The sequence below is a fragment of the Brevundimonas sp. UBA5936 genome (assembly GCA_002430835.1).
GTDB lineage: Bacteria > Pseudomonadota > Alphaproteobacteria > Caulobacterales > Caulobacteraceae > Brevundimonas.
In genome coordinates this window covers 610-11,355 of record DJDA01000039.1, presented here as the reverse complement: position 1 = coordinate 11,355, position 10,746 = coordinate 610, and the positions used below count along the sequence as shown (strand labels likewise).

The 10,746-nt window shown below is 68.6% G+C and carries 11 protein-coding genes; 3 read left to right on the top strand and 8 right to left on the bottom strand.

The window, feature by feature from the left end:
- From B2Y21_RS04025 to B2Y21_RS03990, 8 genes are all read right to left on the bottom strand, one after another.
- The coding region (locus B2Y21_RS04025) for an efflux RND transporter periplasmic adaptor subunit (RefSeq protein WP_292057207.1) at nt 1–986 on the bottom strand (986 nt) is incomplete at its 3' end.
- A 168-nt stretch (nt 987–1,154) separates the two neighbouring features.
- On the bottom strand, nt 1,155–1,565 hold the full coding sequence (locus tag B2Y21_RS04020) for a DUF6491 family protein (protein ID WP_292057204.1): 411 nt from the start codon (nt 1,563–1,565) through the stop codon (nt 1,155–1,157).
- Between the two features lie 46 nt (nt 1,566–1,611).
- A complete protein-coding gene (mnmD, locus tag B2Y21_RS04015) occupies nt 1,612–3,459 on the bottom strand; it encodes a tRNA (5-methylaminomethyl-2-thiouridine)(34)-methyltransferase MnmD (RefSeq protein ID WP_292057201.1) in 1,848 nt (615 codons plus the stop codon).
- Nucleotides 3,460–3,682: 223 nt separating this feature from the next.
- On the bottom strand, nt 3,683–3,877 hold the full coding sequence (locus B2Y21_RS04010; protein WP_292057199.1) for a hypothetical protein: 195 nt from the start codon (nt 3,875–3,877) through the stop codon (nt 3,683–3,685).
- A gap of 139 nt (nt 3,878–4,016) precedes the next feature.
- Nucleotides 4,017–4,322, bottom strand: coding sequence for a hypothetical protein (locus B2Y21_RS04005; RefSeq protein ID WP_292057197.1), 306 nt, complete (start codon nt 4,320–4,322; stop codon nt 4,017–4,019).
- Nucleotides 4,323–4,413: 91 nt separating this feature from the next.
- Nucleotides 4,414–5,283 carry a flagellar motor stator protein MotA gene (gene motA / locus B2Y21_RS04000; protein WP_003163893.1) on the bottom strand — a complete coding sequence of 290 codons (870 nt, stop codon included), beginning with the start codon at nt 5,281–5,283 and terminating at the stop codon, nt 4,414–4,416.
- A gap of 255 nt (nt 5,284–5,538) precedes the next feature.
- The gene (locus B2Y21_RS03995) at nt 5,539–7,338 is read right to left on the bottom strand and encodes a long-chain-acyl-CoA synthetase (protein WP_292057192.1); all 1,800 of its coding nucleotides are present in this window, start codon (nt 7,336–7,338) and stop codon (nt 5,539–5,541) included.
- Between the two features lie 257 nt (nt 7,339–7,595).
- Entirely contained in the window at nt 7,596–8,924 is a 1,329-nt protein-coding gene (locus B2Y21_RS03990) for a PQQ-dependent sugar dehydrogenase (RefSeq protein WP_292057190.1), read from the bottom strand.
- A gap of 118 nt (nt 8,925–9,042) precedes the next feature.
- Between B2Y21_RS03990 and B2Y21_RS03985 the strand changes: the two genes are divergently transcribed.
- The 3 genes from B2Y21_RS03985 to B2Y21_RS03975 form a co-directional block, all read left to right on the top strand.
- Nucleotides 9,043–9,381, top strand: a complete 339-nt coding sequence (locus tag B2Y21_RS03985) for a DUF2218 domain-containing protein (RefSeq protein ID WP_292057187.1) — start codon at nt 9,043–9,045, stop codon at nt 9,379–9,381.
- An 85-nt stretch (nt 9,382–9,466) separates the two neighbouring features.
- Nucleotides 9,467–10,402 carry an ABC transporter ATP-binding protein gene (locus B2Y21_RS03980; RefSeq protein ID WP_292057185.1) on the top strand — a complete coding sequence of 312 codons (936 nt, stop codon included), beginning with the start codon at nt 9,467–9,469 and terminating at the stop codon, nt 10,400–10,402.
- The coding region (locus tag B2Y21_RS03975) for an ABC transporter permease (protein WP_292057182.1) at nt 10,402–10,746 on the top strand (345 nt) is incomplete at its 3' end. The genes B2Y21_RS03980 and B2Y21_RS03975, both read left to right, overlap by 1 nt.

Here is a 10,746-nt window from a genome sequence, read left to right as displayed (position 1 = left end):
GACAGCACCGTCACCGGCACGAAGCGCACCGAGGAGTCGGCGTTCAGCACGAACACCCCGGACTTGTTGCTGCGATAGAGGACGGCGTCGGTCGGCACCACTGTGGCCGGGCGCGTGCCCGCCTCGATGGCGGCGCGGGCGAACATGCCGGGCTTCAGCGCGCTGCCGGGAGCCAGGCTGATGCGCGCCAGGCCCAGGCGGGTCTGGGCGTTGACCTCGGGCGTGACGATGCGGACCGTGCCGGTCGTCGAACCGGCCTGGCTGGAGGTGATGGCCGCGCTCTGTCCGGCCTGGATCAAGGGCAGTTCGGTTTCCGGCACCTGGGCGTCCAGCTCCAGGCGGCCGTCGCGCACCATGCGGAACAGCTCGGCCTCGGCGCTGATGATCTGGCCCTTGGTCACGCTGCGGCTGATGATCAGGCCGCTGACGGGCGCGCGGATGGTGGCCTGCGACAGGCGGGTCTGGGTCTCGGCCAGGGCGGCCTGCGCCGAAGCCAGATTGGCCGCCGAGGCGCGCTGATTGGCCAGGGCCGTGTCCAGCGACGCCTGGCTCAGGAAGCCGCGCGTCTTCAGTTCCTGCGCGCGGGCCAGGGCGGCGTCGTCGCGGGCGACGTTGGCCTCGGCGGTCTGCACGGCCGCCTGCTGCTGGCGCACCTGGGCGCGCAACAGGACGTCGTTCATCTGCACCAGGGGCTGACCCTGGCGGACATAGGAGCCTTCGTCGACATAGAGGATCGTCGCCGTCAGCCCGCCGGTCTCGGCGGCGACCGGCACTTCTTCCCAGGCCGAGACGGTGCCTGAGGCGACCACGGTGCGGGGCAGGGCGACCGAGGTCGCCGTCGTCGCGCTGACGGTCTGGCGCGAGGCCCCGTCCTTCTTGTCCTTTTCATCCCCGTGTCCGCCGCATGCGGCCAGGGTCAGGCTGGTAGCCAGAGCGAGGGCCAGGCTGACGGTCAGCCGGGCCGGAAAGCGTCGAGAGATCGCCACGTGCGGATATCCTGGGAGGTTGAGCGTACAGTCAGACGCGCGCCAACCTTCTGTCCGGCGTCGCGGGCATAGCAACGCTACTTACTCGTTCGTCGATCCGCGCTCAAACGACTCATTCGCAATTACAGAGATGTAATCCAAGCTGCGACCGGCTGCCGCACCGTCGGCTCAGGGGCGTTCTCGTGCGGGCAGGGCGGCGACCTCGGCTTCGGTCAGGGCGCCTGTCATGCGCACGCTGCACGGCATGGTCGAGGGCGAGCCGCCGACCACCAGTCGTGTGTAGTCGCCGCTGCAAAGACTGTTCATCCCGCCCCTGGGCGCGAATCCGATGGCCAGGGTGTTGTCCAGCTCAGGACAAGCGCCCGCGACCTCAAGCCGATAGACGGTCTTGTCCAGGCCGCGCACATAGACATTCCGCTCGTCGTTCGAGACTCGGAAGCTGCGGATATCATTCTGGAAAATGCATGTGCGTGCGGTTGCGGAAGTCGCCACGCCGTCGGCGGACGTCGAGACGGGCGCGCAGGCCGCCAGGGCGCTGGCGGCGGACAGGACGATGGCGGAGACGAGGCGGGCGGACATGGCTTACTCCATGAAGTATCGAGCCCAGGCGGCGGCTCGTCCGGCTTCAGATATCGCCTGGAGATGAACCTTTGCTGTCAACGCCCGACGGCGTCGTCGGTTGCGGTTCATGGCGGCGCGGGTTCAGCCGCCGCACCGCCTCGGCGGGCAGGGGCGAAGGCCGCCCCATGATGGTCGCCGACAGATGCTCGCCCAGCAGGGGAGCGACGCAGAAGCCGCGCGAGCCTAAGCCCGTCAGGACATGAAGCCCGTCCCTCCATGCGCCGCACAGGGGCAAGCGGTCGGGCGTCGTCGCGCGCACGGCGACGCGACGGCCGCGCGTCTCGTCGGACGTTTGACGGACGATCTCGGCGAGGGCGGGCAGGGCGCCGGCCAAGGTCGCCTGGTTGCGGGCGCTGGCCTCGTCGGATGCCTCGGGCGCCTCTACGCCCCGGTCATGGGTGGCGCCGTAGAGCATCCCGTCCCCGGTCGGCGCAACGTAGCCGCCCCAGGCGACGGGCCGAGGCGGCGGCGCCCCCCGGGTCCAGTCGGCTTGTCCCGCCACTGGCGACAACGGCAGATCAGGCGCCAGCCGCGCCGATCCCCAACCCGCCGTCAGCACGAGGGCGTCGGCCTCGATCAGGACCGCGCCGTCGTCGCCCTTCACGCGCCAGCCGCTCGGCGTCGCTTCCAGCTCGCCCGCTCGCCCTGTGATCCGTTCGGCTCCGTCCAGCCACGGCTCCAGTATGGCGCTGGAGCGCACGGCCAGGGCCTGGCCCATCATCAGACCGCCGCGCGTTGTGGGTTCGCCCAGGCGCTCAGAACAGGCGGCGGGGGCCAGCCTCTGCATGGCGCCTTCGGGCCACAGGGGCTGAGCCGCGATCTTGTCGAAGCGCGCGGCGTCGCGCGGCGCCTGCTCCAGTTGCAGCACCTCCTCGGCGACGACGGCGCCGGGCAGGGCGCGGTACAGGCTTCCCGCCCGCTCCAGCGCCTGGGCGTGGAATCCGGCGATGAAGGCGTCGCCTGCATCCAGCCTCGGCGTGACCAGCGAGGCCGGAAAACCTGAAGCGCCCGCGCCCGCCCGCTCGGCCTCGACGACCGTGACGCGCGCGCCCTCGGCGATCAGGGCGCGGACGACGGCGGCGCCCGCGATCCCGGCGCCGATCACGGCGACATGACGAGGGCGTTCCGTCGGCGCCTCGCCCGCCATGCGGGCCTCCAGCCGTTCGCGCTTCCTGCCGTGGCCGGGCTTCTTCTCGACGGTGAAGCCATGCTCGGTCAGGCCGCGCCGCCCGGCCCCGGCGACGGTGAAGGTGGCCAGCCGCGTTCCGGGCGCGGAGCGCGCCGCGACCAGGGCCAGGATTTCAGGCGACCACATGCCGGGGTTCAGCGCGGGCGAGAATCCATCCAGGAACCAGGCGTCGGCCGGGCCCGACCATTGCTCCAACGCCCATTGGGCGTCGCCGACGGCCAGGTCGATCGTCGCCCCCCATTGCGGCAGGTCCAGCCGGTGAAAACCCGGCGTCCCGGCGGGCCAGGCGTCCAGCACTCCGGCGGCCGTCTCGGCCAGCTCGGGCCAGGCGGCCAGGGCGCGCGCGGCTTCGTTGCGCGTCAGAGGGAAGCCTTCGATGGAGAAGACCCGCAGCCGCGCCCCGTCCGCGCGCGTGCGCCGCCACAGGTCCAGCAGGGTCACGATGTTCAGCCCAGTGCCGAAACCCAGCTCGCCGACGGTGAAGGCGGATCGCCCGGACCAGGCATCCGGCAGGCCGCAGCCCTGCAGGAAGACCGCGCGGGTCTCGGCCAGGCCGTCGTCTTTCGAGAAATAGACGTCGCCGAATCGGCCCGAGCGGGGCGAGCCGTCTTCGGCCCACAGCAGTTGAGGCGAGGCGTCGTCGGGGGGCGGTGCGGCGGTCATGGCTGGGGTCTATCGGGCCGCGTCGTCGGGCGAAAGCCGCCCAGCCTGTAAAGCGCGCATGAAAAAGGGGCCGTCCGTGAGGACGACCCCTTTCCGCATCGCGATCCGAAGACCGCGATCCAAGACGTAAGTCTTAGTGAGCGGCAGCCGGAGCAGCCGGAGCAGCGGCCGGAGCGGCAGCGGCGTCGGCAGCCGGGGCAGCGGCGTCGGAAGCCTTGACGGCTTAGCCAGCAGTTTCGCCAACAGCGGCGGGAGGGTCGGTGGCGGCGGCGTCGGCCGTAGCAGCGGCGTCGGCAGCGGTGTCGGCGGCGGCGGTGGCGTCGGCAGCGGCGTCTTCAGCCTTGTCGGTGGCGGCGGGTTGGCAAGCGGCCAGGGCCAGAGCAGCGGCCGAAGCGGCGATCAGAGCGGTGATGCGCATAGGTTTCTTCCTTCAGAAGGTAAAAGCGAGACCATGAACCTCGCTGAGGAAGAGATAACGGCTTCGTGAGGAGGAGCGCAAGCGATTTCTCACGGGTTCGTGAAGACAACTTGAGAGGGGGCGGATTCACGCCCGAAATTCAGGGGTTGTCCGGGGGAACCGGCCGCGACGCCGTCGGGTCCATGGGGTCGGGCGGAGTCGGCTCGTTCGGGTCCGGCGGCAGGATCGGGGGCGTGGGAACCGGGGCGGCGTCCCCCGGCGGCGGCGTCGCCGTACCCGTCGAATCGGGCGCGGGCACAGGACTGACGGGCGGCGCGGATGCGGTCGGGGCGGCGCCGGCCACAGGGGCGGGCGGCTCCGGCGTCCGCTCGTTGCAGGCGGCGGCCAGCGTCAGCATCGCTAGGGCGCCGAGGCGAAAGGCGGAGGATGAAGGACGCACAGGCATGGGACGGCTCCAGGCGTAGGGCCGCGCACGCGGCCGTGATCCTGAGAGAACCGTCGTGAACGCTCCGTGTTCCGAACGTCGCTTGCGGGCGTCAGGCGTCCATCGGCGCGGCGGCCAGGGCTTCTTCCATCTCGGTGAAGGACGGCTGGGCGGTCGAGGGGATGTCGCCGCGGCCGATCTCGACCGAGATCTGGGCCGCATTGCCGTGCAGGTGGGCCACCAGCACGGACTGGATGATCTTGTAGTAGGCGCCTTCCTCCTCGACGATGGCGTTCAGGCGCGAGGCGAACGGCCCGACCAGGCCATAGGCCAGGAAGACGCCCAGGAAGGTGCCGACCAGGGCGCCGCCGATCATGCCGCCCAGCACTTCCGGCGGCTCGGTGATCGAACCCATGGTCTTGATGATGCCCAGCACGGCGGCGACGATGCCCAGGGCGGGCAGGCCGTCGGCCAGGGTCTGCAGCGCGTGGGCCGGGGCCAAGGCCTCGTGGTGGTGCTTCTCCAGCTGCTTCTCCATGGCGTCCTCGATCTGGTGCGGATCCTCGAGGTTCATGGTCATCATCCGCAGGGTGTCGCAGATGAAGTCGGTGGCGAAGTGGTCCTTCAGCACCTTGGGGTATTTCTGGAAGATTGCGCTCTCGGCCGGTTTTTCGATGTGGCTTTCCAGGGCGATCACGCCCTTGGACTTCATCGTCTTGGTCAGCTGGAACAGCAGGCTGAGCAGATCCTTGTAGTCCTGCTTCTTCCACTTCGGCCCGGCGAAGCACTTGCCCAGGCCGCCCAGGGTGGCCTTGATCACCGGCAGGCTGTTGGAAATCAGGAAGGCCGCGATGCCCGCCCCGAAGATGGCCATGAGCTCATAGGGCAGCGAATAGAGGATCGTCGCCATCTTGCCGCCGTGCAGCAGGAAGCTGCCGAACACCATGGCGAACAGCATGACGATGCCGATGATCTGGAACATGAGGCGAGCAGGCGTCCTGGAGCCGAAGGGTCAGGACGCCGTTATCGGCGTTAATGCTTAAGGCCGCGTTTCGCGAATCCCGGTTCGGGACGAAAACCGCAAAGACCCTCTCCCTCCCCTTCATGGGGAGGGTGGTCGCGTAGCGACCGGGTGGGGAGGGCCGGGTGATGCATGGAGCGGCGCGTGAACGGCCAACCGCCCCACCCGACTTCGGCTTCGCCTCAGCCACCCTCCCCATGAAGGGGAGGGAGAATTTTAAAGCCGCGTCGCGCCGCTCAGGATCGCCTCGCGGGCCTTGGGGGTCAGCTTCTGATAGCCGGCCTTGCCGCCGCGCACCCAGACGGGACCGTCGACCTTGTCGGGATCGAAGCCGTCGGCGACCAGGTCGACCTTGCGGTATTTGAACGTCCCGGTGGTGTCGGCCGACTTCAGCATCCGCACGAACACCGGCCGGGCGTAGGTCGGCAACTGCGCGTCGGCCCAGGCGGCGAAGCTCGTCGCGTCGAACTTCTCGTCCAGCACCAGGCCGACCATGCCCGCCTTGCCTTCCTGGCCCGGCACCTCGACGCCGTAGGCGATGACCTCCTGCACGCCCGGCGCTTCGGACAGGCGCTGCTCGACCTCGGCGGTCGAGACGTTCTCGCCCTTCCAGCGGAAGGTGTCGCCCAGACGGTCCATGAAATAGAGGTAGCCCTGACGGTCCTGGCGCATCAGGTCGCCGGTGCGGAACCAGCGGTCGCCCTTCTTGAGCACGTCGGTCAGGATCTTCTTCTCCGACGCCTTCTTGTCGGCATAGCCCGAGAAGTCGTGGCGGATGTCGCTGCCGATCTGGCCGATGGCCTCGCCCGTCTCGCCGCTCATCACCAGGCGGCACAGGCCGTCGGCGCCGCGCACCGGCTCGCCCGTTTCCGGGTCCAGGGCGATCAGGCGGATGTTGATCTGCGACTTCAGGAAGCCCGGCACCCGGCCGATGGCCCCCGCCTTGCCGTCGAAGTTGAACAGGGAGACGTTGCCCTCGGTCGAGCCGTAGAACTCAAGAATGTCCTTGATGCCGAAGCGGCTCTGGAACTCGGGCCAGACGTCGGGGCGCAGGCCGTTGCCGAAGGCCAGCCGCAGCTTGTGGCCCTTCTCGTCCGGGTTCTCGGGGCTGTTGACCAGATAGCGGCACAGCTCGCCGATATAGACGAACATGGTCGCCCCGGTCGCCTTCACGTCGGGCCAGAAATGGGTGGCCGAGAAGCGCCGCCGCGTCACCATCCGCCCGCCGTTCAGCAGCACCGAGCCGACGCCGACCAGCCCGCCGGTCGAGTGATACAGCGGCAGGACGTTGAACAGGGCGTCCTTGGGCGTCGAGGCCGTGGCCCCGGCGAAGGCGCGCATATAGGTCCGCACCCGCGAATGCGGCATCCGCGCCGCCTTGGGCAGGCCGGTGGTGCCCGAGGTGAAGATGTACAGGGCCGTGTCGCGATTGGTCATGCCCTGACGCAGCGAACGGTCGGGCCGCACGGACGATGCGCTGCGCACGGCGTTGTCCAGGTCGCGGCGCGCGTTGGTCTCGTTCTCTTCGCCCAGGCCGTGGACCCAGATCATCAGATTGCGGTCGACCAGGCCGCGCGCGTCCTCGACCGCCTGCCAGCAGTCCTCGTCCGTCACCACGTTGAAGGCGGTTGAGATGGTCAGGCAGTGGGCCAGGGCCGCGCCGGTCAGATTGTTGTTGATCAGGGCGGTGGCCACCCCGACCTTGGAGAAGCCGAACCAGGCGGCCACGTATTCCACGCGGTTGTGCATCACCAGGGCGATGACGTCGCTGCGCTTCAGATTGCGGCTCTTGGCCCAGTTGGCGTAGCGGTTCGCCAGGGCCTCGAACTCGCGATAGGTCAGCTTGCGGGTTTCGTCCTCGACCGCGATGTTGGGGCCGAACTTGTCGACCGCCTCCTCGATGTCGTCACAGGCCAGGACGTCGCTGTCGAGCGTGATGGGCTTGATGCGCTTCAGAAGCCTGAACAGCCCGCCAGCGAACTTGATGTCGCGCCGGATGTTTGCCGCCAGTCCCATGGGTGCGCCGCCTCTTCCCGATTGCCTTTGTCATGGTTGATGAACGGCGCGGGGCGGCGGGTCAACCGGCGGCGGGGACGCAGACGGGGCCATTCGACAAAAAGGCAAGCTTTCGCGTCCTTTTCAATGACGTAAGGTCAAGTCGAAAGCCGACGCAGGGTCAAGCTGATCCGGCAATGAGCGACGGTTTCACGCTGGATCGTCTGCAGATGCAACCAGGCCCGCGCCCTCACGACTGATGAAGCCGCCGCCGCATCTCATCGCGCGGCGGGCGTCACGCGCCAGACCGCGTCGCCCACGTCGTCGGCGACCAGCAGGGCGCCGCGTCCATCGACCGCCACGCCGACCGGCCGCCCCATGGCCTCGCCCCTTGCGTTGCGGAAGCCGGTCAGCACGTCCTGCGGCGGTCCGTCCGGGCGACCCTCGCGGAAGGGCACGAAGATGACCTTGTAGCCGGACGGCGGGTTGCGGTTCCACGAGCCGTGCTGGCCGATGATCGCGCCGTTGCGCCACTGCGGCAGCAGCGTTCCGGCATAGAAGGTCAGACCCAGCGAGGCCGTATGCGACCCCAGGGCGTAGTCGGGCCTGATCGCCCTGGCGACCATGTCGGGCCGGGCGGGCTGCACCCGCTCGTCGACATTCTGGCCGTAATAGCTCCACGGCCAGCCGTAGAAGCCGCCGGGCGTGACCGAGGTCATGTAGTCGGGGACCAGATCGTCGCCCAGGGCGTCGCGCTCATTGACCGAGGTCCACAAACGCCCGTCCTGCGGATTCCAGGCCAGGCCGACCGGGTTCCGCAAGCCCGAGGCGAAGACGCGCCGCGCGCCGGCGGCGACGTCGATCTCCAGGATGGCGGCGCGGTCGACCTCTTCGTCCAGCCCGTTCTCGCCGATGTTGGAGTTGGAGCCGACCCCGACATAGAGCCTGCTTCCGTCCGCCGAGGCGACCAGGCTCTTGGTCCAGTGGTGATTGCGCCCGGCGGGCAGGTCCGCGACCTTGACCGGCGTCGCGTCGATGCGCGTCTGGCCCGTCTGATAGGGGACCATGACCACGGCGTCGGCGTTGGCGACGTACAGCCGCCCTCCGATCAGGGCCATGCCGAAGGGCGAGGTCAGCCCGCTCAGAAAGACCGTCTTCGTCTCCGCCGTCCCGTCGCCGTCGGCGTCGCGCAGCAGGCTGATGCGGTCGGCGCTGGGCGTGTCGCCGGACCCGGCGCGCGACATCACCAGACCCTCGATCCAGCCGCGCAGTCCGCCCTTCTTGTCCTTGGGCTTCGCCGGCGCCTGGGACTCGGCGACCAGAACGTCGCCGTTGGGCAGGACATGGAGCCAGCGCGGATGATCCAGCCCCGTCGCAAAGGCGTTGACCGCCAGACCCGCCGCCGCAACCGGCGTCTGTCCCTGCGGCCAGCCGACGGCTCGGGCGATCTTGACCGTGGGAACGGCCTGGGGCTGGGGCGCGGGCAGGGCGGGGGCGGCGCCGAAGCCTGCGTCGTCAGGCAGGGCGCTGCGCGTGGCGCACGCCTCCAAGGCCAGGGCCAGACTGAAACTCACCGCCAGGACGGGCAGGACGGAAAGACGGGACATGGCGTCGCCCTTTCATGGCGTCGGAGGAGAAACCCGCGAGAGAGCGGTCAGGTTGCCTGTGATGTTGCGAGTCGCTCGCAACTTGCTATGATGGCGGCCTGTTCGTGTGAGGATCGCCATGACCGTCGCTTCCGCCCCTGCCGTTTCCGATGCCGCTTCCGATCCGACGGGTCCGGTGGCGACCGTCGAAGTCCTGACCGCCCACGCCAGCCGCTATATGCAGCAACTGGCCAAGCATTGGGCGCATAAGTTCGAGGCCGCCTTCACGCCCGAGAACGCCCGCATCGTCCTGCCCATGGGCGTGTGCAGGATGCAGGCCCTGGCGGACCGGCTGCTGGTCCGGCTGGAAGGCGACGTCGGCGCCGACATGGACCGCTTTAAGGTGGTGTTCGCCGACCACCTGTCGCGCTTCGGCCACCGCGAGACCCTGGTGTTCGACTGGCGTTCCGAGGCCTGACTTTTTGTCAATCTTGTCCAAAGGGCGCCCTTGAGCGGGCGGCGGCGCCTTCTTATCTGCCTCGCCCAAGCCGGGAGGGGCCTGCATGCCAGCCGTCATCACCATCCAGGGTCTGACCAAGACCTATAAGACGGGGCACCAGGCCCTGAAGCGCGTCGATCTGGAGATCGAAAAGGGCGAGATCTTCGCCCTGTTGGGGCCGAACGGGGCGGGCAAGACGACGATGATCTCCATCGTCTGCGGCATCGTCACCCCCTCGACCGGGACCATCACCGCCGACGGCCACGACATCCAGTCCGACTATCGCGCCGCCCGCACCAAGATCGGCCTGGTGCCGCAGGAACTGACCACCGACGCCTTCGAGACCGTCTGGGCCACCGTCACCTTCAGCCGGGGCCTGTTCGGCAAGGCGCCGAACCCGGCCTATGTCGAACAGATCCTTCGCGACCTTTCCCTGTGGGACAAGAAGGACGCCAAGATCATGACCCTGTCCGGCGGGATGAAGCGCCGCGTCATGATCGCCAAGGCCCTGAGCCACGAACCGGAAATCCTGTTCCTGGACGAACCCACGGCGGGCGTGGACGTCGAGCTGCGCCGGGACATGTGGTCGCTGGTGCGCCGCCTGCGCGAGCGCGGCGTGACCATCATCTTGACCACCCACTACATCGAGGAAGCCGAAGAGATGGCCGACCGCGTCGGCGTCATCCTCAAGGGCGAGCTGATCCTGGTCGAGAAGACCGCCGACCTGATGCAGAAGCTGGGCAAGAAGACCCTGACCCTGCAGCTTCAGGAGCCGCTGGCGACCCTGCCGCCAGAACTGGCCGAATGGAATCTGGCGCTGCAATGCGACGGGGCCGAACTGGAATACGTCTTCGATTCCAACGCCGAAAAGACCGGCGTCCCGTCCCTGATGCGCCGTCTGTCGGACCTCGGCATCGGCTTCAAGGATCTCAGCACCCGCCAGAGCTCGCTCGAGGACATCTTCGTCGGCCTGGTCCATCAGGATCGGGAGGCCGCGTGATGGCGTTCAACGGTTACGGCGTCTGGGCCATCTATCGCTTCGAGATGGCGCGCGCCCTTCGCACCCTGTGGCAGTCGCTGGTGACGCCGGTCATCACCACGTCGCTCTATTTCGTCGTCTTCGGCGGGGCCATCGGCAGCCGCATGACCGAGGTGGACGGCGTCCCCTACGGCGCCTTCATCGTGCCGGGCCTGATCATGCTCAGCCTGTTCACCCAGTCGATCTTCAATGCGTCATTCGGCATCTACTTCCCCAAGTTCACCGGCACGATCTACGAGATACTGTCCGCGCCCGTGTCGCCGCTGGAGATCGTGCTGGCCTATGTCGGGGCGGCGGCGACCAAG

Bases quoted from the DNA above. Each gene is read 5' to 3' on its own strand.
- B2Y21_RS03990 (WP_292057190.1), bottom strand. From the start codon at position 8,924: ATGTCCCGTCTTTCCGTCCTGCCCGTCCTGGCGGTGAGTTTCAGTCTG.
- B2Y21_RS04020 (WP_292057204.1), bottom strand. From the start codon at position 1,565: ATGTCCGCCCGCCTCGTCTCCGCCATCGTCCTGTCCGCCGCCAGCGCC.
- B2Y21_RS04010 (WP_292057199.1), bottom strand. From the start codon at position 3,877: ATGCGCATCACCGCTCTGATCGCCGCTTCGGCCGCTGCTCTGGCCCTG.
- motA (WP_003163893.1), bottom strand. From the start codon at position 5,283: ATGTTCCAGATCATCGGCATCGTCATGCTGTTCGCCATGGTGTTCGGC.
- B2Y21_RS03980 (WP_292057185.1), top strand. From the start codon at position 9,467: ATGCCAGCCGTCATCACCATCCAGGGTCTGACCAAGACCTATAAGACG.
- B2Y21_RS04005 (WP_292057197.1), bottom strand. From the start codon at position 4,322: ATGCCTGTGCGTCCTTCATCCTCCGCCTTTCGCCTCGGCGCCCTAGCG.
- mnmD (WP_292057201.1), bottom strand. From the start codon at position 3,459: ATGACCGCCGCACCGCCCCCCGACGACGCCTCGCCTCAACTGCTGTGG.
- B2Y21_RS03995 (WP_292057192.1), bottom strand. From the start codon at position 7,338: ATGGGACTGGCGGCAAACATCCGGCGCGACATCAAGTTCGCTGGCGGG.
- B2Y21_RS03985 (WP_292057187.1), top strand. From the start codon at position 9,043: ATGACCGTCGCTTCCGCCCCTGCCGTTTCCGATGCCGCTTCCGATCCG.